Origin of the sequence: Brucella sp. RRSP16 (assembly GCF_052246815.1) — a bacterium.
Lineage (GTDB): Bacteria > Pseudomonadota > Alphaproteobacteria > Rhizobiales > Rhizobiaceae > Brucella > Brucella intermedia.
On sequence record NZ_JBQQAM010000001.1, the window covers coordinates 75,048 to 101,256 of the forward strand.

The following is a 26,209-nucleotide window of genomic DNA, read 5'->3' on the forward strand; positions in this document are numbered from 1 at the left end:
CTGATAAACCAAACCGATAAAATTGCCAATCCGGTTGCTTCACATCGCCAAGCGTAAATGGTGAATCTTGATCTGGATATTCAGAAGGACCCCACTTTATGCATTGCAAGATTCTGGGACTGCCCGTTCAGGAAGGTACCGGCCGCGTGGGCTGCAATATGGGCCCCGATTCCTATCGTGCCGCGGGCATTGCTTCGGCTATCGAGGAACTCGGCCATGAGTTTACCGATCTCGGCAATCTCGCACCGGCCGTCCAGCGGCCGCTGGAGCATCCGAACCCAGCAATCAAGGCATTGCCCCATGCCGTTGCCTGGATCGAGGCAATCAGCGAAGCCGCCTATCGCGAAAGTGCGGATGGTTTCCCGATCTTCCTCGGTGGCGATCACCTTCTTGCCGCCGGTACCGTTCCGGGCATTGCGCGCCGTGCGGCTGAAAAGGGACGCAAGCAGTTCGTGCTCTGGCTCGATGCCCACACGGATTTTCACACGCTGGAAACGACAACCAGCGGCAATCTGCACGGAACGCCCGTTGCCTATTACACCGGCCAGAAAGGCTTCGAAGGCTATTTCCCGAAGCTCGCCGCACCGGTTGACCCTGCCAATGTCTGCATGCTCGGCATTCGCAGCGTCGATCCGGCGGAACGGGAAGCAATCAAGAAAACCGAAGTCGCCGTCTATGATATGCGCCTGATCGATGAGCACGGCGTTGCGGCCTTGCTGCGCCGCTTCCTTGAGCGCGTGAAAGCCGAAGACGGCCTTCTTCATGTCAGTCTCGACGTCGATTTCCTCGACCCGTCCATCGCGCCTGCCGTCGGCACCACGGTCCCGGGCGGCGCAACCTTCCGCGAAGCGCATCTCATCATGGAAATGCTGCACGACAGCGGGCTGGTGACGAGCCTCGATCTCGTCGAACTCAATCCCTTTCTCGATGAACGCGGACGTACCGCCACCGTCATGGTGGACCTGATGGCGAGCCTGCTTGGCCGCAGTGTCATGGACCGCCCGACGATTAGTTATTGAAACATGCTCAAGGAGCAATGATGACCCAACCGAACCTCAATATCGTCCCCTTCGTCAGCGTCGATCATATGATGAAGCTGGTGCTGTCCGTCGGCGTGGAAACCTTCCTCAAGGAACTTGCCGACTATGTCGAAGAAGATTTCCGTCGCTGGGAAAACTTCGACAAGACGCCGCGCGTGGCGTCGCACTCGAAGGAAGGCGTGATTGAGCTGATGCCGACGAGCGATGGTACGCTTTACGGCTTCAAATATGTGAACGGCCATCCGAAAAACACGCGTGAAGGTCTCCAGACCGTCACCGCCTTCGGCGTGCTGGCCGATGTGGGCAGCGGCTATCCGATGCTGCTGACCGAAATGACCATCCTGACCGCGCTGCGCACGGCTGCGACTTCGGCGGTCGCTGCAAAGCATCTGGCGCGTGAGAACTCGCGCACGATGGCCATTATCGGCAATGGCGCGCAGAGCGAATTCCAGGCTCTGGCATTCAAGGCGCTGCTCGGCGTCGACAAGCTTCGTCTTTACGATCTCGATCCGGAAGCCACCGCCAAGTGCATTCGCAACCTGCGGGGTGCCGGTTTCGACATCGTCGCCTGCAAGACGATCGAAGAGGTTGTCGAAGGCGCGGATATCATCACCACTGTCACCGCTGACAAGGCCAATGCGACGATCCTGACCGACAACATGGTCGGCGCTGGCGTACACATCAATGCGGTTGGCGGCGATTGTCCCGGCAAGACGGAACTGCACGGCGATATCCTGCGCCGTTCCGACATCTTTGTCGAATATCCGCCGCAGACCCGCATCGAAGGCGAAATCCAGCAATTGCCGGAAGATTATCCGGTCAATGAGCTTTGGGAAGTCATCACCGGCAAGATCACCGGTCGCAAGGATGCCCGACAGATCACGCTGTTCGACTCCGTTGGTTTCGCCACGGAAGATTTTTCGGCATTGCGCTATGTGCGCGACAAGCTGAAGGATACCGGCCTCTATGAGCAGCTGGACCTGCTTGCAGACCCCGACGAGCCGCGCGATCTCTACGGCATGCTGCTGCGCCACGAGAAACTGCTGGAAGGCGAAAAGACCAAGCCTGCGGCCTGATCTTTCTCATTTCTAGGAGCGATTTTACTCAGCTTCACCTGTTGCAACCCTGCCGCGCTCGACGTGCGGTGGGGTTATGTTTTTCAATCAGTGCGATAAATCCTTGTGCCGGGCACGATTTCCATTATTGCAGAGGGTACTTCTGAGATTGGGGATGCATCGGGCATGGATGACAGGGTGGAAAACGCAACATCCTTCAGGCAATCGGCAAATACCATCCGGTCTGCCGCCAGCCCTCTCGTCTTCAGCGATACGCTCGGGCTTTATCAGCGGCCCATTGGTGAAGCTCTGGATACGGTCGTCTTGTTTGCAAGCCCCTGGGGGCTGGAGGAACTCTGTACGACGCGGAAGTTCTGGCGCATCATCGCGGACAGACTTGCAGCGCAGGGCATAAGTTCCTTCCGTTTCGACTGGCCGGGCACCGGCGACGGGCGCGACGACATCGATTTTTCCAAAGGTTTGGGTCTCTGGCGCGATACGCTGGTCGAGGCCGCCCGGAAAGCGCGCGCCCTGTCGGGGGCAAGCCGTGTCGTTATCATCGGGCAAAGCCTCGGAGGAGCCGTTGCTGCCGAAACGGCATCGCAGATCGACGGTGTTGCGGCCCTGGCGCTTCTGGCACCGGTTATCTCCGGGCGGTTCTACACCCGTGAACTGGCAGTCTGGTCGAGCATGGTCGATGCCGATCTCGGACTGACGGACGAGCAAAGGATCAGGAACGGCGTTTCCATCGCCTCCCTGACGATGCAGCCGGAAGTAGCCGCCGATGTGAAGAAGATCAATCTCCTGTCGCTGGAAGCAAAACCTTCGCCCCGGTGTCTGTTATTGGCGCGCACGGATCGCCCCAACGATGCAGAACTGGCCGCCCATCTGGAAAAGCTTGGCAGCGACGTGACGGTTGAGGCCTTCGCCGATTACGACAAGCTGATCTCCAACCCCGTCATCTCGCGCCTGCCGCTGGAGGTTGCGAGCCGGCTTGTCGATTGGGTGGCCGGGCTGGCAGGTTCTACGCCCGCGCAAAATACGCCGGACGAAAGCGCTCTGGGCGGCACATTACGGGGCGACGGTTTTATCGAAACGCCTGTTTCTTTCGGTTCCGAAAACCGTCTTTCAGGTGTTCTCTGTGCCCCTTCTGGCGAACAGCAGGGCAGGACGGTCATGTTCCTTTCCTCATCCTACGACCGTCGCGTTGGATGGGGACGCACGACCGTCGATATGGCGCGCAAGCTCGCACGGGAAGGCGTCGCTTCGCTGCGCTTCGATATTGCAAATGCGGGCGACAGCCCACCGAACCCCGGCATGCCGGAACAGGTGCTTTACACCCACAGCCCCGAGGCCGATGTTGCAGAAGCTCTCGACTATCTCGACGCGCTCGGCTGGGGGCGTCCGGTTGTTGCCGGGCGATGCAGCGGCGCGTTCCTGGGATTTAACACGGCCCTTAAGGACGAGCGCATTTGCGGCGCGGTTCTGGTCAATCCCGTCACCTTCTACTGGGCGCCGGGACGCTCGATCGACGAGGCTCTTCGCGAAGGCAATCGTACGCTGGAGGATTACGGCAGCCGCGCCTTGCGCGCCGAAACGTTCCAGCGCCTGCTCCGTGGCGAACTGGATATCCGCGCCATACTGCGCAACCTCACACGCGGGGTGGCCGGGCGCATTCGCGGCCTGGCACGCAAGCTTTTGCGCAGCCGCACAGCGGAAGGGCGGGCGGTCTACTCGGCTTTTGACGAACTGAAACAGCGTGAGGTGCCGCTGGCGCTGGTCTATGCCGAAAAGGACCCCGGGCGCGAGCATTTCAATTTCTATTTCGATCAGGCAGGCAGCGGCGTGCAAGGCTTCGACAATGTGTCGGTCGCCATCATTCCCGATGCCGATCACAATCTGACACCGGAACATTCACGCAAGATCTATATCGACGCGATCCGTTCCCTGGCCCTGAAATAGTCAGAACCAGACGATCCGGGACGAACCAGCGATACGAATTTCGCCGGACGGTTTTTCCGGTGTTTCGTGGCGCGGGATAAGCGTGATGCGTTTCGTCTCGTTAGGGGCGAGGTGAAACCAGTTGTCGGCTGGGCGCCAGTCGCCCGCGTCGATGCTGACGGATTGGGCCAGAACCGGTGTTTTGAGATCAAGGAACCAGTTCCCGTTCTCTTCCACAATTAGGGCTTCGATGGCGGCGTCGTGAAAGGCCTTCGTCCGTCCGAGCGGAAAGTGAAACGCCTCGGCGATGGTAATATCATTACGTTTCAGTCGCGCCACCGTCACGTCATGCGCCGGAGGGCCGAAACGATAGGCGTAAGCGACATCGAAGAAGGCGCCGAACAGGTCAGTTGCCGGAATGGTGATCGCTGAACGACCTCCTATCGAAAGATCGCGGCGACCGGAAACCACCGGCTGCGAACCAGCGCGCAGGCAAGCTAATTCAAGCGAAAGATCAGCGGATTCTGCCTGTTCGTTCAGAATATGAATCGCAAGGCCGTTGACGCCTTCGTCGGTCAAGACAAGCTGTTGCGGACGAAAGGCACGCTTGAGGCCGTGCCAGGACGGCTTGGGTTCGCCGGTCGCATCGATCATGCCCCACCCGGCACCGGGCAGAAGGTCCTGAAACATCCAGACAAGCCCGCCGAAACAGGTGCTTCCCGGACGTCTCCATTCGGCAAAAGTCGCTTCCATCACTTCCGCCGTGACGGCGCGGGAAAGGTGGAGATATTGTTCAACATCCTCGCGTCGCAACCGCGCCGGATCGTAACCGTATAACATCTCCAGATAGCTATCCCGCACATCCTCGAAATCCCAGGATACGCCGCGATCGCGTGGCACGCGTGCCTTCCAGCGCGGATCGTGCACAGGCGGCACATCAAGATGGGTTTTCAGCGTGCGTGCTTCCGGCACGTTGGCGAAGGCCAGACATTCGGTTGCAAAGCGCACTTCCGCCCGGCGCGCATCGTCCAGCGGGCGGCAATAGGCGCTGACGCCGTAATAATGGCTGACGCCTTCATTGCTGATGAAGGGCAGGGCGCCATCGCAGGGCGAATTCGGCACATAGGGAATGTCGGGGCAAATCTTGCCTGCGATAGCCGGCAGGATTTCCTCGGTAAGCGGGCCTTTCCATGTCGTCTCCGGCAGGCCCATCATAGCGCCCTGCTGGTAGGTTTCGCTGCCGCCGCAAAGCACGGTCAGCGATGGCGCCGGTCCGATGGCAGCAAGAAGCTGCGACGCTTCTGCCTGCACCTTCGTGACAAATGCCTCGTCTTTCACCGGATAATCGAAATTGGCGAACATGAAGTCCTGCCACACCATGATGCCAAGCTCGTCGCAAAGCGCGTAGAAATCCGGCGTCTCATAGGCGGTGATGCCGCTTAACCGCAGCATGTTCATGCCGGCTTCCTGCGCGAGCATCAGCCACGATTGGTAATCGCTGCGTTTGCCGGGAAGGCGGATGATATCCGCAGAACTCCATACGGCACCGCGACAGAAAACCTTTTCGCCGTTGAGCTTGAGTGCAAATCCCTTGCCGTCCGGCCCGCGGTCGACCTCGATCCGGCGAAAGCCCGCGCGCCCCAGCAGGCGCATTTCGCCGTCGAGCGAAAGTTCAACATCGTAAAGCGCCGGATTACCATGCGTATGCGGCCACCATGGTTCAACATTGGGGAGCGTCAGCTTCGCAGTCCACTCGCCGCTGGTCTGGCGCTCGCAAAGGGCCTGTTGCCCTGCGCAATGGAGGGTTAGCGTTCCGGCGCCGCCGCTATAGGTAAAACTGGCTTCAAGTTCCCCATTGCCGCTTTCGGTCAAACTTGCCCGAATGGCGATGCCTGAAATGGCTTCGGTATGGGCGCGGCTGATTGTGACGGGACGCCATGGTCCCACCGCTTGGACTTCCGGGCACCAGCCCGGCATATAGCCAAGCGCGGTCGTGCGGATGAGGCGCAAACCTTGCGTGTTCATCAGCTGCGTGCGCCAGTGGGCACGCGGGCCTTTTTGATTGAGACGGGGTGCGAGCGCGCGAAAACACAGCGCAAGTTCCTCCTTGCCGGTCAGTGGGACGGGCAGATCATGTTTGAGAAACATGCTGTCGGTTTGCAGCAGCAGTTCGTCGTTGAGAAAGACATCGCAGATGGTGGCAAGCCCGCTCAAATGCAGCATGGCAGGGCCGGGTGTCTCGTCTAGGTCGAGGAAATACCAGGCATCCTGATTGTCGAGCGGAAGGGGATTGTTTCGGTCGAAGCGCCCCGCTTTTTCCAGAGCTTCCGCCACCGTGCCGGGTACCGGTGCGTCCTTGATCACCTCACCGGACCTGACGTCATGCGGCGTTTGCGCCGCATCCGGACCGGTGAGAACGAGCCGCCAGCCGGTCGAGAGCGGGCGGGTCGTCGGATTGAATTCAAGCGGCATCGCGACCCAGTTCCGTTGCAAGCGCTGCCATCAGCCGATCCCAGGCATCTGCTGCCGGTTGAAGCGTTCCGCCCAGTGCATCGAACTTCTTGCGCATGACGGCACGGGCAAGCTGGAACTGAACCGCCTTTGCCGTTTCCGCAATCTGCAAGGCATCGGCGGAGGCCGTTGCAAAGCTCTGGCCTTGTCCGAGCCACTCCAGATGGCTTGCCGCAAGTTCGAAATTGGCGCCGAGCTGGCGCAGCGTGTTGAACGCATATTTATGGAAGAAGCCGAACGGGCGTTCCGCGATTGTTTCCACCTGAGCGGGGAACACGCTTGCAAAGGCACGGATCGGGTTGTCCTTCGGCCTGCGCGCAAAATGGCGTGGCAGAAGGATCGCAGCCACGCGTCGCTGATGGGCTTCGTCCGGCGCGTGCTTCGGAAACTTGGCGAATTCCGTATAGGGCAGGAAGGGCAGGTCGGCATCCGTCAGATGACGCTGGAAAACGCCATCGAAATCCTCGCCTTCGAGATGGTAGAAACCGCCATTGTGGAAATAATCGAGCTGGCGGTTTTCAACATCCATGCGGTTGATGGCGATGGTGGTCTTGCCATGTTCAGTACGATAGCTGACACCATGCGTATCCGGCATGAAATAGCTGTCCATTTCGACCATGCAGAGGCGTCCGCGCGCGATCTGCTCGGCGACATGGCTTTCCACACGGTCGAAAATTGCAAGCTCCGTCGCCCGCACGCCGTAAAGGGCTTCGAGGTCTTCCAGAGGCACCTTGAAGAAGGTGAACTGGTCGCCCTCGAAATCCTGCGTGAGCGTGAAGCCGAGCATGGCTTCCGGGGCGACGCCCAATGTTGCCAGCACTTCGATCCAAAGATCGACATAGCAGTTGGTTTCCGGCCAGATACGCGTCTGGGCATGCAAGGCGTGCGGCGTGTAACGGTCGGGCGCGATGTTCGGAAAAACAGCCTGCATGAGTGCGATCAGCCCCACAATTCCTTGCGTATGTTTTCCGGCCAGATTTCGACATCCAGACCGTGGTGATGGAAGAGCGCCAGTGCGATGCGTTCCAGCCCGAAGCCGACACAGGCCGTGTGGGCCACCGAACCGTCGTCGAGCGAGAGACCCCACTTCACGCCAAACTGATCCTGATGATAATTGAAGCTCATGCAGGCGGTCGGCTTTTCCACGCTCGTGATCGGGATCAGCAGTTCGAATTTCAGGTTCTGGTCGCGCTGGTTGTTGACCAGCATCTTGCCTGCACGGCCAAAGAACGGGTCGTTGGCGACGTCGATTTCAACCGGCAGCCCGACCTTCTTCATCATTTCCGTGCCACGATCGATCCAGAGCTGGCGGAACGCCATCACATCGGCTTCAGTGCCCATGCGCACATATTCGCGCATGCGGAAAAGCTGCTGGCGGGCGGGGTCCACCGATGGCTCGTGACGGAAGCAATAGGATTGCAGGTCGTAAAGCCCGCCGCCCTGCGGCAGCGGCCCGCGCTTGGCGACGGTGGGATAAAGCGGATAGCAGGCTGCCGGCGTCAGAACGATATCCGTTGCCTTCTGCTCCAGCGTCCAGTCCTTGCCTTCATCCATGCATTTGATGAGGTTGACGTGGTCAAGCTCGCAGCCGCAGAAGCTGTGCACGGTGCCTGCCAGTTGCGGGAAGCTTTTCATGTAGCCGCTTTTTTCGAAGAAAGCGCGGTTCATGCCCGGCGGGAAGCGGATTGCCTCGGCACCGTCATCGCCTCCGGTACGGTCGATCAGGCGTTCAAATGCCTGGATGACATCTTCAAACTGGCCGGAGCGTCCGTAAAGACCTTCCACGCCGGTGTCGATCAGGAGACCGGAATCGAAAAGCCGGTCGAGAAATGATCTCTGAGCATCCATGGCGGTTATCCCAAAAGGCTTGTGTTCTGTTTGTGGATGAGCAGCATGGTGGCGGTATTGCCGAGGATGCGCTCGTTTGAAATCATCAGCTGCGCGGAATGCGCGTCACGCAGATGGCGTCCGAGGCTGAAGGGCGTATCGTTCTTGTAGCCCATGATGCCGCAGACCAGCATGGCGTGATTGATGATCTGCAAGATCATCTGCGAAGCGGCAATCTTGAGATTGTTCATCGCAATCGCAAAACCCATCGAGGCCAGCTTGTCGGGATGATGCCTGGCTTCGCGATAGGTCTTCAGGCAGGCAACGATTTCGGATTTGAGCATCTGCAGCATGTTGGACGCTTCGGCGACACGCAATGCACCCGGCTGCGGCGCGCCCGGATTGCGCTTTGCGGCGGCGCGCACGAATGCCTGCGCCCGGTTGACCGCGTCGACAGCGATCCCGTACCAGAGCGAGCTCCACAGCGTATGCGATTGCGCCAGCATGGACTGCGCTGCGATTTCCGCGAAAGGATGCGGCAGGATCTGCACCTTGTCGGCCTCTCCACGGAACACAAACCCTTCCGAGCAGGTGCCGCGCATGCCGAGCGTGTCCCAGTCATGCGTCTTTTCGAGCGTGTATTGGTCTTTCAGAAACACCGTCATCACCTGATCCGACGATGCGGCGTCCTTATGGGAGCGCGATGTGATCAGGATGGCATCAGCATAGGTGCCGTAGGAAATGACGGTGGCGTTCTTTTCCAGACGACACTTGTCTCCTTGGACTTCGATAGCGCAGATCGAATTGCGCAGATCGCCGCCAATGCCGCCTTCGGTGGTAGCCGATGCAAGCAGCAGCTGATCCTTTGCGATTTTGCGCATGAAGTCCCGGTGCCATTCGACCGTCTGGCCGTGTTCCACCAGGCTTGAAAGCTTGATGTGATGCATGGCGAAGATCATCGCGCTCGATGCGCAGGACTGACCGAGAATGCAGCACAATTCCGCAATCTGGTCGATTTCCGCGCTTTCGCCGCCCAGTTCGCTCGGCACCTGAATGCCAAGCAGACCCTCGGCCTTCATCGCATCGATTGCTTCACGCGGGAAGCGGCCTTCCTTATCGACGCTATCGGAAAATTTACCCGCTATGGCCGCTACGCGGCCTGCGCGCTCTGAAAGACTGTTTCCCGCCCCGGCATTCATTATGCGGCCTCTTTGTCCTTGAGAATCTGGGTGATCGTCTGTTCGATGGCCTTGATGCTCGCGAAAGACTTGCGGTTCAGATACTGGTCCGGAAATTCGATATCGAACTTGTCTTCCAGACCGAGCATGAGCTGAACCGAGGCAAAGGAGGACAGGCCTGCGCTGTAAAGATCGGCATCATCGGCAATGTCCGTCACCGGTCCCGGCAGACCGCCGACCTTGGCCAAAAGTTCGCGAATGGATTCATTCATAATCTAACTCCCTGCTTATTCGCTCGAGTCGAAGGTTCGCGTCTGGGTTGATGCGACGGCACGATCTCTCAAGCCTCTCGAAAAGCTGCGGCAACTGTTCGAAATTCTGTCTCTTTATGCAAGTGATATGTTGCGAATGTTAGCAACATCGCAAACACATCAGTATGCGTCCGGCTTTTTCTGCTCCCGCAAGCCTTTATTTTCTGTTGACGCAGAGGCATTGCGGCCCGCCTGTTCTGAAGACGTGCTTATATAGTTAAATATTCAATGACAAGATATGTGGCATTGCCCGCAAGAGTTGCGTGCTCTTTTGGTTAAAGGGGACGGCGCGAATGCCGCGGCGCGGCGATCTGTCCCGTATTTGTAGCGATTGCCATTTCAAAACTGTCGGCAATTCGGCGAGCCCTGTCGATGAAGATGATTGCAGCTTCCGGCGGAAAGATTTCGCGCGTAGTCTTCTCGAAAAGGTCGAGCCAGCGGTCGAAATGTTCGTTCTTCAGTCCCAGTTTCAGATGCGGGGCCATGGGGCGGCCTTCGTAATTGCCGGTCTTGAGAATGACCGACGACCAGAACGCGGCGATCTGCGCGATGTGGTGATCCCAATCATCGACCGCATCGGCAAAGATCGGCCCGATGACTGCATCTTCGCGCGCGCGTCCATAGAACGTCGTCACCAGTCTTTCGATTGAAGCCGGGTCGATGGATGGGTGAGGCTGATTGATGAGAACGGTCATGTCGCCTGTTGATATCTTTTCGCCGGGAAAACGGGCTCTGGCGCGGATATAGTCGCTGCACCGGCCACAATCCAGTGAAGTGTTGCCGCATGGGCATCAACTTCCCGTTGGCGAAGCAGTTGCGACGATCTAATAGTACGATGGTTGAACACGGTTGAAGGAGGAATGAATGCGGGTGTTTCTGTTTGCGGGTCTGTTGACCCTTGCCACCGGCGGAGTGGGCTTTGCGGCTTCGTGCGAACAGAATTTCAAATCCGATGGCGTTCCGCTGGTAACATCCGTGAGCTATCGCTCGACACAGAGCTTTACCGGCGTGAAGTCTTCGGCCGCCTTGCAGCGTCTGGCGCAAGCCATTGCCGCCGAAGGATTTTCGGGCATCAAGGTGAACAAGCAACTCGCTTCTATCGAGGCTTTTCAGGAAACGACCGGATCGGGCCGAATCCAGACCTTGCGCGTCACTGCCCGGGCGCAGGGCAAGAGCACGCGCGTCGATGCGATCTTCACCATTCAGGCGGGACAGGCGACCAGCAAGTCCGTCGTACGCGAAGGGCTGTGCCGCATCATTGCTTCTGCTGCCAATTGAGTTTGTCGTTCGATGGTCAGGGTTCGAACGATGTGTTCCAAGCGCAAAACCCACCGTTAACCGGGATGCCGCCAAACTCGGATTATCGCTGGAGAAAGAGAATGGTAGCGGAGGAGGGATTCGAACCCCCGACACAAGGATTATGATTCCTCTGCTCTAACCTACTGAGCTACTCCGCCACGCGTCGCTTTACAGAGACAACTTCATGATCGCCGTTTCCGGTGGGACAAATCGTTGTTCCTGCAAGGAATGGCGGCGGTATATGTGCGGAATGAAAAGCTGTCAAGCACTCTTCGCATAGCTTTCGTCTTGTTTTCTATCATTGCACCGATAAGGAACTTGGCATCAGCAAAGGCATGGTTTTATGGCACCTCGTATTGCGGTTTTGGGTTGCGGCTATTGGGGCGGCAATCACATTCGTACCCTGAAGAGCCTCGGTGCCCTTCAGGCAGTTTCCGACGCAAGAATAGAACAGGCAGAACGCTTCGCGGCGGAGTTCAATGTTCCCAACATTCCCGTCGATGAATTGTTCACGCGTCCAGACATTGACGGCATCGTTCTGGCATTGCCGGCACAGTTCCATTCACAATACGCCATTCAGGCAGTGAAGTGCGGCAAGGACGTACTGGTCGAAAAGCCGATCGCGCTCGACATTCCGGCTGCGGAAGCCGAAGTCGAGGCCGCCCGTGAAAACGGTCGCGTGTTCATGGTCGGCCATGTGCTGCGTTTCCACCCGGCTTTCGAGAAGCTGCTCGACATGGTGAAAAGCGGCGAGCTTGGCGATATTCGCTATGTGCATTCGCATCGCGTCGGTTTCGGCAAGTTCCACAATACGTTCGATGCATTGTGGGATCTTGCGCCGCACGATCTTTCGATGATCCTGGCTATTACCGGAGAAGAGCCGAGCGCGGTACGGGGAGAAGGCGTGGCGACGCTCGATCACCTTACCGATATAGCCCATCTTCATCTCGATTTTCCCAATGGCATCCGCGGCCATCTGTTTGCGTCGCGCCTGAATGCCTATCGCGAACGCCGCCTGACGGTCACCGGCACGAAAAGCATGGCGGTGTTCGACGATGGCGAGCCGTGGGATCGCAAGCTTGCGCTCTACAATCATGAAGTCTGGCGGGAAAACGACCAGTGGTCTTTCAAATCCGTCGAGCCGGTCTACATCCCGGTTGAAGAAGGCATGCCGCTGACACGCGAATTGCAGCATTTCATGCATTGCATCGAGACGCGCGAAAATCCGCGCACCGACGGCAAGGAAGCAATCAGCGTGCTGCGCATTCTCACGGAAGGTACTGTCAGGCACCCGCAATAAAAATGTGGGGTGTGCGGGCCCGGTAACCTGCGTCAAGCGGTGTTACAGGAATCGCAAAACTTTGAACGCTCTGGCCATAGCGGGGCAGGGCGCAAGCGAATAAACAGGTTGCCGAGGATTCGCATATCGACTTGTGCGGGCCAGATATATTGGAGCCAACATGCAGTTTATTGATCTTGGAGCGCAGCGCGCGCGTATCGAAGACCGTCTCAATGCCGCCATTTCCAAGGTTGTTGCGGAAGGCCGTTATATTCTTGGACCGGAAGTAGCCGAGTTTGAAAAGAAGCTTGGCGAATATCTGGGCGTGGAACACGTCATCGCCTGCGCCAATGGCACCGATGCCTTGCAGATGCCTTTGATGGCGCGCGGCATCGGACCGGGCGACGCCGTTTTCGTTCCGTCCTTCACCTTCGCTGCCACGGCGGAAGTTGTTGCACTGGTGGGCGCCGAGCCGGTCTTCATCGACGTGGATGCGCAAAGCTACAATCTGAATGTCGAGCAGCTCGAAGCTGCCATCGCCGCCATCCGCAAGGAAGGCCGCCTGCAGCCAAAGGCGATCATCCCGGTCGATCTGTTCGGCCTGGCTGCCGACTATAACCGCATCAGCGCCATCGCGGATCGCGAAGACCTGTTCGTCATCGAAGACGCTGCGCAGTCGATCGGCGGCAAGCGCGATAACGTCATGTGCGGTGCTTTCGGCCATGTCGGCGCGACGAGCTTCTATCCCGCCAAACCGCTCGGCTGCTATGGCGACGGCGGCGCGATGTTCACCAACGATGCCGAACTGGCCGACACGCTGCGTTCGGTCCTGTTCCACGGCAAGGGCGAAACCCAGTACGACAACGTTCGTATCGGGCTCAATTCGCGTCTGGACACCATTCAGGCCGCCGTTCTTCTGGAAAAGCTTGCAATCCTCGAAGACGAAATGGAAGCACGTGACCGCATCGCCAAGCGCTACAACGAAGCGCTGAAGGACGTCGTCAAGGTTCCGGCGCTCCCGGCTGGCAATCGCTCGGCATGGGCACAGTATTCCATCGAGAGCGATAACCGCGACGGCCTGAAGGCGCATCTTCAGACGGAAGGCGTTCCTTCGGTCATTTATTATGTGAAGCCGCTGCACCAGCAGACCGCATACAAGCACTATCCGGTTGCGCCGGGCGGTCTTCCAGTTTCGGAAAGCCTGCCGAACCGCATTCTGAGCCTGCCGATGCACCCCTATCTGTCGGAAGCTGATCAGGACAAGATCATTGGCGCCATCCGTGGGTTCCACGGCAAAAAGGCTTGATCGTTCTTGTCTGTCTAACGAAAAACCCGGCGAAAGCCGGGTTTTTTTTTATGTTTCAGGCCTGCAAGTTCAGTTGCCAGGAAACACCGTATTTATCCTTGATCCAGGCGAAAAGCTTGCTGAAACCATAATTGTCAAGCGGCATCAATGTCTCGCCGCCTTCCGAAAGCTTCTCGAAAACGCCGGTCAGGCTTTCCTCATCATGAAAGTCGACGAACAGCGATACGGACGGATTGAAATCGAACTGATGCGGGATGGGGCTGTCGATCACGATCAGCCGGTGTTCGGCAAAGGTCACGCGGGCAATCTGCACCTTGCCGGGGCTGCCGCTTGCTTCGTCATAGGTTTTGATCGACTCGATCAGGAAGTCCGGAAAGATCGAACGATATGTTTCCAGCGCCGCGCCTGCACTGCCCTGAAACATGAGATGGGTGCAAACCTGTGTCATGGCGGAAACGTAACACGGCCTCGCTATTTTCGGCAATCGGGCTGCCAGGGCATTTGCGTCGTGAAATGCCTGAAACCGGTAAGAGCGGTCCTGACCATACCGGGGGAAAACAGGAGCCGCTTTAAAGGTTCTTTTTCTTCAACCGCTTGTCGATGCGCGCGGCCACGAAGCGGGCGAGGGCCGGACCTGCCAGAAGCACGATGAAGAAGCGGCTTGTCTGCATCGCAATGATGAAAGGCAGGTCGACATTGCTCGATGCTGCGATGATTGCAACCGTATCCGCACCACCGGGACTGGTAGCGAGATAGGCTGTCAACGGATCGAGGCCCAGCACAAGGCCGAGCGCCATGCCGAACAGCCCGCAGACGGCGATGAGGAGCAACGTGGATGTCAGCACCGCCGGAAACGCGCGCGCCGCATGGGCGATGATGGCGCGCGAGAAGCCGAGGCCGATGCGCCAGCCGATAAGCAGATAGCTGACCGCGAGCAGCCATGGCGGCAGGTCGATGGTGATGAAGCCGGTGTCTTGAAGCAACGCGCCCAGTATGAGCGGCACGAGCATCGCACCGGTCGGAATGCGGAGGAGTTCGCCGAGGAACGCGCCGAAAACGATCAGCAGCAGTGTCGGGCCGAGGGTGGACCAATCGACAGGTGGAAACCATATGATTTCGGCAGGTGCAACGGTTTCCACGCCTGTGCTGAGACGCAGGACCAGCGAAGCGGCTGTGGCCACCAGCACCACGCGCAGATATTGCATGAAGGCGACGAGGCGGGCATCCGCGCCGTGGGATTCCGCCATCAGTGTCATTGCCGTGGCCGCCCCGGGGGAAGCCCCCCATACGGCGGTTGTTCCTGGCAGAATGCGAAACCGCGCCAGCAGATAGCCGATGAAGGTACTGGCAAAAAGCACGTAACCCACGGATAGAAGGATGACGGGCAGGTGCTGCCCCATGCTGGTGAAGAACTCGGCAGTGATCGAACGGGCGATGAGGCAGCCGACGACGCCCTGTGCTGCGAGCGACAGCCAGCGGTGGACCCGCAACGTGCTTTCGCCCGCAGCCATCAGGATTGCGCCAAGCATAGCGCCCAGAAGCATCGCGGCAGGCAGTTGCAGCTTTTCCCCTGCAAAGATCAGGATGGCGGAAAAAACGACCAGAAGACCCAACTGGGCTGGTATCGGCAAGGTCCTGACGCTGAATTTTCTGGAGGCCGAATTCGGCCCGGAGGGGGAGGATTTCTGCATTATGTCTTTTCACTACATCCGGCCCGGGAGCGATGCAAACCAAGATTTGCACGGCTTTGCCCAAATCTCCACGCTCCTTCCAGCTCACTGCAAAAGATTTTGGCAATTGTCGCATTTGATCGGAAGAAACGGATGGTTCGTCAGCTTCTCCATCGGCAGTTTGAGAGGCGGCGCGTGAAGCATGGGCGGCCCTGTCCATGCGGCGTTCACGCCAATTGCCAGTCAACGGAGAGAAGGGTGATGAAACTAAAGTATCTTCCAATGCCGAGCGACGCGGTGCGTGCTTTGCAAGCCGGTGGCAAGGATGCTTATGGCTGTGCGCCGGAGCGAACGGTTTCCGACGGAGACGGCAACCCCTGCCGCCATTGCCTTGACTTCGTACCAAAGGGAGCGGGCATGCTCATTCTCGCCTATCGCCCTTTTCCCGATGTTCAGCCCTATGCTGAAACCGGGCCGGTCTTTTTGTGTGCCGACCCCTGCGAGGTCTGGACTGGAGAAGGTGTTCCGCCCATTTTGGAATCGAGCAAGGATTATCTGCTGAAAGGCTATACCGAAAACCACCGCATCAAATATGGAACGGGGAAAGTCGTCGAGCGCGATGATCTGGCAGATTATGCCGCCGACCTGCTGGGTCGCCCGGAAATCAGTTTCGTCGACGTCCGATCTGCGCGCAACAACTGTTTCCAGTTGCGGATCAAGCGCGCAAGCTGATTTGACCGGAGGCCGGTTTGATCGGGAGAACACGAAAACACCGCCTGCGAGGCGGTGTTTTTCATCGTTGGGCAAGGTTGAGAAACGAAACGTTGATCAACCGATCATGGCGCGGCGCTGGTTGACCGGGCGCTCGATCACTTCCCTCGGAGCCTTGCCGCCGTCGCGTTCTTCAAGCGCTTCGGCTTTCGTCAGTTCGGTTTCCGCCGCCGACAATTCGGCTTCGGCCGCTTCCTTCTGGGACATCAGGTCGCGAATCGATACGAAGAGGTTATCGCGCCGCTGGCGAGCCGCCTTGGCGAAGGTCGGATAAGCGAAATGATTAATGTCAGTGATGCCAGCTTTTTTCTCTTCCGATAGAATCTGGGCGTCGAGTTCTCCGGCCATCCGTTCGAACTCGCCGATCATCAGGTCGAGCTGGCCCAGTTGACGGCGTTTTTCCTTCACCTGGAACAGTTTCAGCCTGACTAGGCTTTCACGTGGCTTCATACGCAATACTCCTTGAACACCAACCAGCTTTCATGTGTTGGGGCGTTCCCCCCGACTTTATTAACAGGTGTGAACGAGCAAAACGCACCCGGCCTGCACCCGAATCTCCTTGCGAATTCAAGCCCCTGAAGGGGAAATCATCGCAACCGTTCTTCCGAAATGGCTCAATAAGCGAAACAAAAAGTTAAGAATTCGCTCGTTTGGTAACCATTCCTTTACCGGCGAAGTTAATCATACGCGTTAGGACTTAAGGCTCGGTAAACCTCGTGTGGTTTTTCGGCAACAGGCGAAAGCTAGAGTCAGATGAATCGCTTAGCGAAGATTCTTAATGCGATGCTTTAGAGTCGTGAGGAAGAGAATGTCTTTATGATTCAGGCGCGTAAGAGAATTTTCTAAACAGGGCAGAAATATGCTTGCCAAGCAGAATCATATTTTGTTAACCATTTGCTGGCACCTTCATGCAAAGGCAACGATAGTTCCGTGTGCTGCCGTGAGGGACATCGGGTCGGCTGCGGAAAGGGGATAAGAGATGCGCGTCCTTTTGATTGAAGACGACAGTGCTATCGCACAGAGCATTGAGTTGATGCTCAAGTCCGAGAGTTTCAATGTCTACACGACCGATCTGGGCGAAGAAGGCATCGATCTCGGCAAGCTATATGATTACGACATCATCCTGCTGGACCTGAACCTGCCGGATATGTCTGGTTATGAAGTTCTTCGCACCTTGCGTCTGTCCAAGGTGAAGACGCCGATCCTTATCCTTTCCGGCATGGCCGGCATCGAGGACAAGGTTCGCGGTCTGGGCTTCGGTGCCGACGACTACATGACCAAGCCGTTCCACAAGGACGAGCTGATCGCACGTATTCATGCGATCGTGCGCCGTTCGAAGGGTCATGCGCAGTCGGTAATCACGACGGGCGACCTCGTGGTCAATCTGGATGCGAAGACGGTGGAAGTCGCCGGCCAGCGCGTTCACCTGACCGGCAAGGAATACCAGATGCTGGAGCTTCTTTCGCTCCGCAAGGGCACGACGCTCACCAAGGAAATGTTCCTCAACCATCTTTATGGTGGCATGGACGAGCCGGAACTGAAGATCATCGACGTCTTCATCTGCAAGCTGCGCAAGAAGCTCGATGCTGTTTCCGGTAGCCAGAGCTACATCGAGACGGTCTGGGGTCGCGGTTATGTGCTGCGTGAGCCGGATGCGGAAATGCGCGAAAGCGCCTGACCGCAACAGGCTTCGAAATGTAAAAAGCTCCGCTTCCGCGGAGCTTTTGCTTTTTGGAGTGACCGTTTGCCCCGGCTTTCAGGCGGACAGAACGCCTGCAAACTGTTCGGTGAGATAGGCGCGGTCGAATGGCTTGAGAATATAGCCGTTGGCGCCTGCGCGCTTCGCCCGCATGATGCGGGTGACGTCGAGTTCATAAAGACAGAGGATGATCCGCAGCTTGTCGCCGCCCGGCATGGCGCGCAGTTCGGTCACGACTTCCAATGCCGTCATGTCCGGCAGGTCGTAGTCGAGCAGCATGACGTCGGGCATGCGCGAAAAACAGGTTTCGAGCGCTTCCCGGCCGGTCGAGGCTTCAGCAAATTCGGCTATGGTTTCGGAAAGGATGCGGCGGGCGACCTTGCGAATGACCGATGAGTCATCCACCAGCAGGCAATAAGCTGCCATTGGTTCATTCGCCATTCAGACCCCCCTTGCAGATATGTGATGATCGCCGCGCCTTCGACGACATTTGAGGCAAATCCTCATCGGAAATGCATGTTTGTCTGATAGAGGGTTTTATGATGGTTTGCCAGTGCGAGCGCGGGCTGGTCCCGCGCTCGCAAACGCTTATTCAGCAGAAAATACGATGTCTTCCGCGGTTGCGTGGATTGAAATCTTCATGCCGGCCTCTTCGGCCAGCAGAAGGGTATAGTAAGGCTGGACGGAATGGGCGTCGATCGGCTCTTCCGGAGCTGCGCCGGAGTGAAGCTCAAGGAATTTGGGCGGAACGCGCAGCATGCGGCCCTTCACGGTGATGACGAAGCGCGGCTCGGTGTCGCCGCCTTCAAGGCGCGCGGCTAGCGAACCGCCGCGTGGAATGGCCGCGTTGCCGATCAGCAGCATGTTGAGGAGCAGCTTGACCTTGTTCTTGGGCAGAAGGACCCGGGTGCCTTCCCAGGTGAATTCCGGCTTTTCATTCTTGAAATATTCGGTGGCAACGTTCTGCGCGTCGCCGGTGTCGATCTGTACGCCAGCCGAGCCTGCCGCGCCGAAAGCGATGCGGGCAAACTGAAGCCGGGCGGAGGCGTTGCGGGCGCTCGACTTGATGAGCGCCATTGCGTCTTCTTCGGCTCCGCCTTCTTCCAGCAGTTCCAGACCATTGTTGATCGCGCCGACCGGCGAAATAATGTCATGACAGATCCTGCTGCACAGAAGCGCACCGAGGTCGAGTGCGGAAAGGGTAACGGGCATTGGCATGGCGTTTTCTCCGGAACGCGGATTGATCCCGGCCTCCGAGCGGGTCGGATAACAGGATCGTTATCGGTTAACGAGACAGCCCGCAAAGCCAGAGTTTGCGCGCTGCATGAAGATGGGCGAATCGCCCTGAATATCGATTTAACTGGATACACGCGCCATCGGACCGCCGCAACAAAGCTCTCTTTTTGATCCGTCGGGCTACCTCCACAGCTTCACACCATGGGAGAAATTCCGTGCCTTCGTAAAGTCAATTTCAGTGCTTAAAGGTTTGGACAATAAATTCGGGTCTAAAATAGGCGCGATTCGACCAAAATGTCCGTAAGAGACGTGGTCTGGCTTTTTAACAGGGCCGTCAGACAGAGGAGCGGAGAGCCAAAAGGAATTTTACATGGCCACACAATCCCTGTCGCAAATCAGGTTCCGCAATGCGGCGTGCTTCGTTGCGTTTTTTGCGGCGCTGTTTGTTTCTTTCATCGCCCTGCCAAATCAGGCCAGGGCACAGAACACATACACTGCCGAGGAAATCGTCGAATCTGGTCACAGGTTCTTCGGGTCGGCTTCGGGTGGAATCGCAAGCGCGGTCGAGAAGGCGTTCCAGAGTTTTGGTCTGCCCAACGGCTATATTCTTGGTGAGGAAGGTTCCGGCGCCTTCATCGGGGGCCTGACCTATGGCGAAGGCACGCTCTATACCAAGAATGCGGGCGACCATAAGACGTTCTGGCAGGGCCCCTCGCTTGGCTGGGATTTCGGCGGGCAGGGTTCTCGCGTGATGATGCTCGTCTATAACCTCGACGACATCCAGAACCTTTACGGTCGTTACGCCGGTGTTGCAGGCTCCGCCTATGTCGTTGCCGGTGTCGGCTTCAACGTCCTCAAGCGCGAGAACATCATGCTTGTGCCGATCCGTACCGGCGTGGGCGCGAGGCTGGGCGTGAATATCGGTTACCTGAAGCTGTCTGGTGCTCCCACCTGGAACCCGTTCTAGGGCCTGGTTGCCAATGAATGCCTTTTCAGCCGGTGATTGTTTTGCTGGCTGGAAAGACGGTCGGCTGCGCACTATGAATAGTAAATGCTTGTCTGAAACCGCTCGGGCCCATGTGAAACCGTGATCCAGTCCGCTCTCTTTTTCATATTCGGCGTTCTTGTGACGGTTTTCGTCGTGGTGCTGCTCGGCCCTTCGGTCTGGCGGCGTGCCTTCTTTCTGGCGCGGCGGCAGGTCCAGGCGGAACTGCCGATCACACTCGCCGAGATTCGCGCCGATCGTGACGGGTTGCGCGCAGAATATGCCGTTGCGGTCAGCAGGCAGGAACAATTGCTGAAGCTTGAACGCCAGAAGAATGCCGAGCAGAAGGTGTTGCTCGCCCGGCAATATGAAGAGATGAAACGCATTCCGTTGCTTGAGGCAAGTCAGGCTGATATCGAGAAGCAGCTTGCAGAACACGAGCGGATGGCGGAAGAAGCCGGGAGCGCGCGCGATACAGCGCTGGAAAAGGCGCAAATCCTCCAGGCTGAACTGGAACGGATGCAAAGCCATTACGCCGCGCTTGAGGGATTGGCCGATACATTGCGTATCGAGATAAGTGGAAGCGAGACGGAATACAGCCGTCTGACAAACGAGATGACCGAAATGCGTCGAGATCGCAAGGAAGCCGCAGCCCGTTACAACGAAGTTTCCACCCAGTTGACCTCGGCGCAGACGGAGCTGAAAAGCGAGAAGCGGCGCAACAGCGAGTTGCAGCAGAAGCTTGAGAAGCTGATTTCCGAGCTTTCCGATGCACAGGAAAAAATCGAGCGCTACAGCCGCCGGAAAGCTGGCGTGGATGACAGTCCCGATTTGGCGGAAATCGAGCGCGAGAATGCAGTCCTTCGCGAAGAAATGGCTGCACTTGCCGCCCGCATGGTAGCGGCGACCGCCGAAAAGGAAGGACCGGGCTCGCCGATCCATTCAATTCTCGAGGCAGCCGAAAAGGCGGATGCAGGAAAAGGCAGGAAGGCCGGCCCCAAGAGCCTGGCGCGCCGCATCCGCGACCTGCAATAGGCCATCGTTCAGCGACTATTCCTTGCCCAGAACATCCGACCAATCGGGATGGCGCATCGCCTGCGCATGCATGAAGCTGCAACGCGGGATGATCTTCCATCCGCTTCGCCGGGCGTCCAGAACAGCGTTCTTGGCAAGCGCCTGCGCGACGCCTTTACCGCGCATCGAGTCCGGCACGAAAGTATGGTCGATGGATATCAGCGAGGGGCCAAGCTTCGTATAGGTCATTTCGGCTTCACTGCCGTCGAGAACAGCCGCATAGCGCCCGCCGTCGGAACTGTCTTCCTTGCGAATCTCAATCGTCCCGCTCATGCCATCCTCCTGAACATTGTGTGTCTGGATCAACGCGCCAAGTTCACAACATAGGAACGGAATGTGCAAATAAAAACCGGCCACGAGGGCCGGTTTTCGATTTGTCGATCAATGCCCCTTTCACGGAAGACTTGTTCCGCCGGAGGCCCGATCCTCGCCCTTCCAAAACCGGTCCCGGTTTCGAAGGGCGGTTTTAGTGACGATACTGTTGAATTCTGGTGGTCCTGAGGCCGGCGAGACCATGCTCATCGATTGAGGATTGCCAGGAAAGGAATTCCTCCACCGTCAATGTGTAACGCTGGCATGCCTCCTCAAGGCTCAAAAGTCCGCCCCGCACCGCGGCGACGACTTCAGCCTTGCGGCGAATGACCCAGCGCCTTGTATTGGCGGGGGGGAGGTCCGCGATGGTCAGCGGGCTGCCATCAGGACCGATAACATATTTTATACGCGGTCTTACCAGATCGGTCATTGTACTCTCTACACAACACTCAAGGACCTAATCGAGTAGGAGACTAACGCGACAGCTTTAAAAATTACCTAAGCAGCTGGTAACTCTCTGGTAAGACTTGAAAAAATACTCGTTATGGCGCTTTTGCGGGCATTTTTGGGGCATAGGATGGGAAAACTTCACGGTGAAGTGTCCGCTGCCTGTCGCAATCCGGACAATGATTGTTCCCTGACCCTTGGCAAATTGCCGCAGTTTAGCCTATATAGGGCGCAGAAACCTAAATTTTGAGAAGCAGGGCAATTGCCCGGAAGCTGGAATCAATCATGAGCCTGAACAGCCTCGATCTGCCGGGAAAGCCGGAAGACACGCGCGTTGTCGTCGCCATGTCGGGCGGCGTCGATTCATCTGTTGTGGCCGGGATTCTCAAACGTGAAGGTTACGATGTCGTTGGCGTGACGCTGCAGCTTTATGATCATGGCGCAGCCGTTCATCGCGCCGGTTCCTGCTGCGCGGGACAGGACATCGAAGATGCCCGCCGCGTTTCGGAGAGTCTCGGCATTCCGCATTATGTCCTCGATTACGAAGCGCGCTTCCGCGAGGCCGTGATCGATCCTTTTGCGAATTCCTATGTCAGCGGCGAAACGCCCATTCCGTGCGTTTCGTGCAATCAGACGGTAAAGTTCGCCGATCTTCTGCAAACTGCGCGTGATCTCGGCGCCGATGCACTGGCGACAGGGCACTATATCCGCAGCCGCGCCAATGGTGCGCATCGCGCGCTCTATCGTCCGGTCGATACGGATCGCGACCAGAGCTATTTCCTCTTTGCCACCACGCAGGAGCAGATCGACTATCTGCGGTTCCCGCTCGGTCATCTGCCAAAGGCGCAGGTGCGCGAGATTGCTGAGGAAATGGGCCTGACTGTCGCCAAGAAACAGGACAGCCAGGACATCTGCTTCGTGCCGCAGGGCAAATATTCCGACATTATCTCCAAATTGAAGCCGGAAGCGGCCAATCCGGGCGATATTGTCCATATCGACGGGCGCACGCTCGGCCGCCATGACGGCATCGTGCATTACACGGTCGGCCAGCGGCGCGGTATCGGCGTCGCCACGGGCGAGCCGCTCTATGTCGTTCATCTCGATGCCGCCAATGCGCGGGTTATCGTCGGCCCGCGTGAAGCGCTGGAAACGCATAAAGTTTTCCTGCGCGACATCAACTGGCTGGGCGATGCCCCGATTGGCGATCTGCCTGAAGGTGGAATGGAAGTGTTCGCCAAGGTCCGCTCGACGCGCCCACCGCGCCCCGCCGTGTTGCGTCATGCCGATGGCCAGACCTGGGTCGAGCTGGTCGATGGCGAAAGCGGCATCGCTCCGGGGCAGGCCTGCGTGCTCTATTCGGATGAAAGCAATACGGCGCGCGTCTTTGGCGGCGGCTTTATTGGCCGTTCGGAGCGTGAACCGCAGGCGGAAGAAATGCTGCGCCGTCTTGTTGCCAATACGGCAAGCGCCTCGGCAGCCTGATAGTACTTTCCAGCTGCATCAAAAACCTCCGGTTCGAAGCCGGAGGTTTTTTGTTGAGAGCATTTCCAGCAAAAGTGCGAAGCGTCTACGCGGGGAAATCAGTTCACTGGACTGATTTCTTATCCCGCTTCGATGCGTTGGATAATGCGGCAATACGAATAGTTAGAGCGGTTCCGCCGTTTCCGTTTTAATCGGAAGCGCCGTGGAGCATGTCGCCCCGAAGCGGGAACCGGCCAGGGCAATTTCCGGTGATCCAATCAAAACAGGAATTGCTCGGAAGCCGCTCAAGTAAATTTGCTGAAACGCGAGAGGGCGATGCCCGATGCGGTTGCGACATTCAGGCTGTCGAACGTTGTGGACATGGGAATCCGCGCCGTCTGAAGCTTCTTCAGTAACCTTGGTGGCAATCCTTCCCCTTCGGTCCCGAGCAGGAGTGCGTGACGGTCTTGCTTCGTCGCATCATAGATGCTGAGGGCTGATGACGGGCTGAGCGCAAGCAGATTGAAGTTGGCATCGCCGAGCGCGGTGATGATTTCATCAATGTTGCCGCCGTGGAAATAGGGGACTTTCAGCGTCGCGCCGACCGATACACGGATGGCCTTGCGATAAAGCGGATCGCAGCAGGTTTCATCCATCAGCACGCAGTCTGCCTCGAAGGCTGCGGCATTGCGAAAAATCGAGCCGACATTGTCGTGATTGGAAATGCCGCACAATACCACGACGAGCGATCTGGCGGGGAGGGCTCCGAGCATTGCCTCCAGACCGGGCTGTGGTTTGCGACGGCCGACAGCGAGAATGCCCCGGTGAACATGAAATCCCGCAACTGCATCCATGACAGCCTGCGGCACGGAATAGACGGGAACATCGGGTGGGAGTTGCCCCAGTTGTTCTCCGAGACCTGCGAGCCGGTTTTCCAGAACGAGCAGCGATTCCGTTTCGAATCGTGCGGAAGAGGAAAACAGGACGTTCAGAACCACCTTGCCTTCAGCGATGAAACGCTGCTGGCGCCCCACGAGGTCTTTCTCGCGAATGCTGCGATAAGGGGAAAGGCGTATGTCGTCCGGATCGTCAATTGGATGGACGCAAGGATGGACGCAGCCGTGCGAATGAGAACTTTCTTTCATCGCACGGCTGTGACCTCATGATGTTATGCGTGAGCGACTGCCGCCAGATTATGTCTGCGCGGTGTTGGACTCATATACAGACTCGAGAGTGTCGACAACATCAACTCGATATGCGGCGAAGAGACCATGTAGTAGATGGTCTGCGCGTCGCGCCGGGTTGAAACGAGATCAAGAGCTCGTAGTTTTGCCAGGTGCTGAGACAAAGCGGATTGGCTAAGGTCAATCGCCTTGGCAAGCGCACCGACGGACATTTCGTTATGAAGCAACTTACACAAAATTAGTAATCGCTTATTGTTAGCAAGTGCCGAAAGGAAATCGGCGGCCTGGTCTACATTTTCAATCAAATCAAAGAAAGTATCTTGGTTGCTCATTTGCCGTCATACCCCCGTAAGACTGGACAAAGTTAAAAATATACATGCGAATTTCCATAAGCATGCATATTCAAAATAGTGCTATAAGCTGCTTTTGAAAAGCCCTTGCTTATATTCAATCCAGTATAAAGACGTGCAATTTCGTCCCAAAAAAAATGCGGTTTTGTTTCAGGGGGCTTTATTTTACCGTTTTGACAGTGTTGTAACAGCTTCCCCCAGAGAATCGGGCTGCGCCGAAAATACGTGACGAAGAACCAGATCGCCACTGGTAATATCGGCACCATCGGGGTCGATACCCACAATTTTGAACTGTTCCCGAAGGGCGTCTGATTTCGAAAGCCCGCGCGCAATATGTGCGATTTCCAACGCGTGATTTTCATTCAGATCGTCAAGCGCCTTCTGTTCGCCTTCGGCAAAGTTGGCGCTAACGGAAGCTGCGCATAGCAAATCGTCCCGCGTCAGATTGAATGCCTTGCCGAAGCCGCCGTTGAGGCTGGCGCTTTCCAGTTCGAGGCGGAAGAAGGCGAAATCTCCAAGATCCACATAGAGCGACCCCTTTGGATTATGATTGAGATAGCGCCTGCGGATGCGCGGATAGTCGGCGTCCGTTCTTTCGACTTTTCGCGCCTGGCAGTGGAGGGTGACGCGGGCATGGGCGAGGGGGTCTCCCTTGCCGACCTCGCCGAGCAGAAGCGAGCAGGCAGGGTTTGCCAGCAGGCCCGGCGTATGCGCCGCCAGTCCCGAGACCAGTATGAGCGGTGTGCCATCCACGTCTGTCGCAACGGCAACGCGGCTTGCCAGCGGCCTGCCGGTCGCCGCGTCGAAAACGGCAATTGCACCGTAGCGCGACGTGCGCAGCAACGTCTTGGCAAGCTGGATGGCTTCGGGCGTGGTCGGACGAATAGGATTGGCTTCGGGCATGATTTGCACGACTCAAATATGACTTTTATTGTCCACTTAATACGACGCCTTTTCCCAAAGCGCCAGTCAATTCGGCGGTGGCCTGACAGGGCTGATGCGGGAAACACTTTCAGTTGATCGATTTATGGATCCCGCGCCTCGAGTCGGTGATGCGCAGCTTGCATTACCCCATGCAAAATGCGTGCGAATAATATTATAATTCAGTGTGCTTTAGCGCAATTTTCCGAAATCACACCCTTTCATAGAATAAAAATCTAACGATTGGTCCCATAATCGGTTGAGAATATGAAGTGGTTCTAAAAATTGCGCTTGCAAAGTGACGATCCACACGTTTCGATAAGCGCAAGCTGCGGGCAATGGGGTGCGCGCG

27 protein-coding genes and 1 tRNA gene are annotated in these 26,209 nt (G+C 57.4%); 11 read left to right on the top strand and 17 right to left on the bottom strand.

Going from position 1 to position 26,209, the window contains the following annotated elements:
* Nucleotides 1-98 precede the first annotated feature (98 nt).
* The 3 genes from rocF (at nt 99) to ACS5UA_RS00325 (ending at nt 4,057) form a co-directional block, all read left to right on the top strand.
* Nucleotides 99-1,019: an arginase gene (gene rocF / locus ACS5UA_RS00315; protein ID WP_063620680.1), complete on the top strand. Its 921-nt coding sequence runs from the start codon at nt 99-101 to the stop codon at nt 1,017-1,019.
* 20 nt (nt 1,020-1,039) lie between these two features.
* Nucleotides 1,040-2,116, top strand: a complete 1,077-nt coding sequence (locus tag ACS5UA_RS00320) for an ornithine cyclodeaminase (RefSeq protein ID WP_006471597.1) — start codon at nt 1,040-1,042, stop codon at nt 2,114-2,116.
* 165 nt (nt 2,117-2,281) lie between these two features.
* Nucleotides 2,282-4,057, top strand: a complete 1,776-nt coding sequence (locus ACS5UA_RS00325; RefSeq protein ID WP_443101073.1) for an alpha/beta fold hydrolase — start codon at nt 2,282-2,284, stop codon at nt 4,055-4,057.
* Here ACS5UA_RS00325 and ACS5UA_RS00330 read toward each other — a convergent pair whose 3' ends face one another.
* The 6 genes from ACS5UA_RS00330 to ACS5UA_RS00355 all read right to left on the bottom strand — a co-directional run bounded on the left by ACS5UA_RS00330 (nt 4,058) and on the right by ACS5UA_RS00355 (nt 10,558).
* Nucleotides 4,058-6,508 (bottom strand): glycoside hydrolase family 2 protein, encoded by a 2,451-nt coding sequence (locus ACS5UA_RS00330; protein ID WP_443101074.1) that lies wholly within the window; start codon nt 6,506-6,508, stop codon nt 4,058-4,060.
* On the bottom strand, nt 6,498-7,478 hold the full coding sequence (locus tag ACS5UA_RS00335) for a DUF1839 family protein (RefSeq protein WP_443101075.1): 981 nt from the start codon (nt 7,476-7,478) through the stop codon (nt 6,498-6,500). Before ACS5UA_RS00335 ends, ACS5UA_RS00330 begins: the two co-directional genes overlap by 11 nt.
* Before the next feature lie 8 nt (nt 7,479-7,486).
* The gene (locus ACS5UA_RS00340) at nt 7,487-8,395 is read right to left on the bottom strand and encodes an amino acid--[acyl-carrier-protein] ligase (protein ID WP_443101076.1); all 909 of its coding nucleotides are present in this window, start codon (nt 8,393-8,395) and stop codon (nt 7,487-7,489) included.
* A 5-nt stretch (nt 8,396-8,400) separates the two neighbouring features.
* Nucleotides 8,401-9,573 carry an acyl-CoA dehydrogenase family protein gene (locus ACS5UA_RS00345; protein ID WP_443101077.1) on the bottom strand — a complete coding sequence of 391 codons (1,173 nt, stop codon included), beginning with the start codon at nt 9,571-9,573 and terminating at the stop codon, nt 8,401-8,403.
* Complete coding sequence (locus ACS5UA_RS00350) at nt 9,573-9,824, bottom strand: acyl carrier protein (RefSeq protein WP_006467457.1); 252 nt, start codon at nt 9,822-9,824, stop codon at nt 9,573-9,575. The genes ACS5UA_RS00345 and ACS5UA_RS00350 overlap by 1 nt, the downstream gene beginning before the upstream one ends.
* Nucleotides 9,825-10,138: 314 nt before the next feature.
* Nucleotides 10,139-10,558, bottom strand: a complete 420-nt coding sequence (locus tag ACS5UA_RS00355) for a group III truncated hemoglobin (protein ID WP_113463309.1) — start codon at nt 10,556-10,558, stop codon at nt 10,139-10,141.
* Nucleotides 10,559-10,727: 169 nt separating this feature from the next.
* Between ACS5UA_RS00355 and ACS5UA_RS00360 the strand changes: the two genes are divergently transcribed.
* Complete coding sequence (locus ACS5UA_RS00360) at nt 10,728-11,141, top strand: hypothetical protein (protein WP_063620691.1); 414 nt, start codon at nt 10,728-10,730, stop codon at nt 11,139-11,141.
* A gap of 102 nt (nt 11,142-11,243) precedes the next feature.
* Here ACS5UA_RS00360 and ACS5UA_RS00365 read toward each other — a convergent pair.
* Nucleotides 11,244-11,320, bottom strand: a tRNA-Met gene (locus tag ACS5UA_RS00365).
* Between the two features lie 185 nt (nt 11,321-11,505).
* Here ACS5UA_RS00365 and ACS5UA_RS00370 point away from each other — a divergent pair.
* On the top strand, nt 11,506-12,462 hold the full coding sequence (locus ACS5UA_RS00370; protein WP_443101078.1) for a Gfo/Idh/MocA family protein: 957 nt from the start codon (nt 11,506-11,508) through the stop codon (nt 12,460-12,462).
* 160 nt (nt 12,463-12,622) lie between these two features.
* Nucleotides 12,623-13,747 (top strand): DegT/DnrJ/EryC1/StrS family aminotransferase, encoded by a 1,125-nt coding sequence (locus tag ACS5UA_RS00375; RefSeq protein ID WP_063620695.1) that lies wholly within the window; start codon nt 12,623-12,625, stop codon nt 13,745-13,747.
* A 55-nt stretch (nt 13,748-13,802) separates the two neighbouring features.
* Here the strand turns inward: ACS5UA_RS00375 and ACS5UA_RS00380 are convergent, their stop codons facing one another.
* Together ACS5UA_RS00380 and ACS5UA_RS00385 are read right to left on the bottom strand one after the other, a co-directional pair.
* Nucleotides 13,803-14,195, bottom strand: a complete 393-nt coding sequence (locus ACS5UA_RS00380) for a VOC family protein (protein ID WP_006472630.1) — start codon at nt 14,193-14,195, stop codon at nt 13,803-13,805.
* 121 nt (nt 14,196-14,316) lie between these two features.
* Complete coding sequence (locus ACS5UA_RS00385) at nt 14,317-15,438, bottom strand: AbrB family transcriptional regulator (RefSeq protein WP_443101079.1); 1,122 nt, start codon at nt 15,436-15,438, stop codon at nt 14,317-14,319.
* Nucleotides 15,439-15,678: 240 nt separating this feature from the next.
* Between ACS5UA_RS00385 and ACS5UA_RS00390 the strand changes: the two genes are divergently transcribed.
* On the top strand, nt 15,679-16,149 hold the full coding sequence (locus tag ACS5UA_RS00390; RefSeq protein WP_443101135.1) for a DUF1203 domain-containing protein: 471 nt from the start codon (nt 15,679-15,681) through the stop codon (nt 16,147-16,149).
* A gap of 96 nt (nt 16,150-16,245) precedes the next feature.
* Here the strand turns inward: ACS5UA_RS00390 and ACS5UA_RS00395 are convergent, their stop codons facing one another.
* Complete coding sequence (locus tag ACS5UA_RS00395) at nt 16,246-16,638, bottom strand: hypothetical protein (protein WP_006472627.1); 393 nt, start codon at nt 16,636-16,638, stop codon at nt 16,246-16,248.
* A gap of 529 nt (nt 16,639-17,167) precedes the next feature.
* Here ACS5UA_RS00395 and ctrA point away from each other — a divergent pair.
* Nucleotides 17,168-17,866: a response regulator transcription factor CtrA gene (gene ctrA / locus ACS5UA_RS00400; protein WP_006467396.1), complete on the top strand. Its 699-nt coding sequence runs from the start codon at nt 17,168-17,170 to the stop codon at nt 17,864-17,866.
* Between the two features lie 78 nt (nt 17,867-17,944).
* On the opposite strand, the gene ACS5UA_RS00405 is transcribed toward ctrA, so the two are convergent.
* Entirely contained in the window at nt 17,945-18,328 is a 384-nt protein-coding gene (locus ACS5UA_RS00405; protein ID WP_031346816.1) for a response regulator, read from the bottom strand.
* A gap of 147 nt (nt 18,329-18,475) precedes the next feature.
* Nucleotides 18,476-19,105 (bottom strand): histidine phosphotransferase ChpT, encoded by a 630-nt coding sequence (gene chpT, locus ACS5UA_RS00410; protein WP_443101080.1) that lies wholly within the window; start codon nt 19,103-19,105, stop codon nt 18,476-18,478.
* Between the two features lie 388 nt (nt 19,106-19,493).
* Here chpT and ACS5UA_RS00415 point away from each other — a divergent pair, with 388 nt between their 5' ends.
* Both ACS5UA_RS00415 and ACS5UA_RS00420 read left to right on the top strand, forming a co-directional pair.
* Nucleotides 19,494-20,090, top strand: coding sequence for a DUF1134 domain-containing protein (locus ACS5UA_RS00415; protein WP_006467392.1), 597 nt, complete (start codon nt 19,494-19,496; stop codon nt 20,088-20,090).
* Between the two features lie 144 nt (nt 20,091-20,234).
* Nucleotides 20,235-21,143: a hypothetical protein gene (locus ACS5UA_RS00420; protein WP_192798820.1), complete on the top strand. Its 909-nt coding sequence runs from the start codon at nt 20,235-20,237 to the stop codon at nt 21,141-21,143.
* A 15-nt stretch (nt 21,144-21,158) separates the two neighbouring features.
* On the opposite strand, the gene ACS5UA_RS00425 is transcribed toward ACS5UA_RS00420, so the two are convergent.
* Nucleotides 21,159-21,455 carry a GNAT family N-acetyltransferase gene (locus ACS5UA_RS00425; protein WP_151568544.1) on the bottom strand — a complete coding sequence of 99 codons (297 nt, stop codon included), beginning with the start codon at nt 21,453-21,455 and terminating at the stop codon, nt 21,159-21,161.
* A gap of 193 nt (nt 21,456-21,648) precedes the next feature.
* Nucleotides 21,649-21,924: a CtrA inhibitor SciP gene (sciP, locus tag ACS5UA_RS00430; RefSeq protein ID WP_002964694.1), complete on the bottom strand. Its 276-nt coding sequence runs from the start codon at nt 21,922-21,924 to the stop codon at nt 21,649-21,651.
* Between the two features lie 302 nt (nt 21,925-22,226).
* On the opposite strand from sciP, the gene mnmA reads away from it, so the two are divergent.
* A complete protein-coding gene (gene mnmA / locus ACS5UA_RS00435) occupies nt 22,227-23,423 on the top strand; it encodes a tRNA 2-thiouridine(34) synthase MnmA (protein WP_025090540.1) in 1,197 nt (398 codons plus the stop codon).
* A gap of 284 nt (nt 23,424-23,707) precedes the next feature.
* On the opposite strand, the gene ACS5UA_RS00440 is transcribed toward mnmA, so the two are convergent.
* The 3 genes from ACS5UA_RS00440 to ACS5UA_RS00450 form a co-directional block, all read right to left on the bottom strand.
* Nucleotides 23,708-24,547 carry a TrmH family RNA methyltransferase gene (locus ACS5UA_RS00440; protein WP_443101081.1) on the bottom strand — a complete coding sequence of 280 codons (840 nt, stop codon included), beginning with the start codon at nt 24,545-24,547 and terminating at the stop codon, nt 23,708-23,710.
* Between the two features lie 23 nt (nt 24,548-24,570).
* A complete protein-coding gene (locus ACS5UA_RS00445) occupies nt 24,571-24,918 on the bottom strand; it encodes an ArsR/SmtB family transcription factor (RefSeq protein WP_006467382.1) in 348 nt (115 codons plus the stop codon).
* A 183-nt stretch (nt 24,919-25,101) separates the two neighbouring features.
* Nucleotides 25,102-25,839 (bottom strand): HugZ family pyridoxamine 5'-phosphate oxidase, encoded by a 738-nt coding sequence (locus tag ACS5UA_RS00450; RefSeq protein ID WP_443101082.1) that lies wholly within the window; start codon nt 25,837-25,839, stop codon nt 25,102-25,104.
* Nucleotides 25,840-26,209 lie beyond the last annotated feature (370 nt).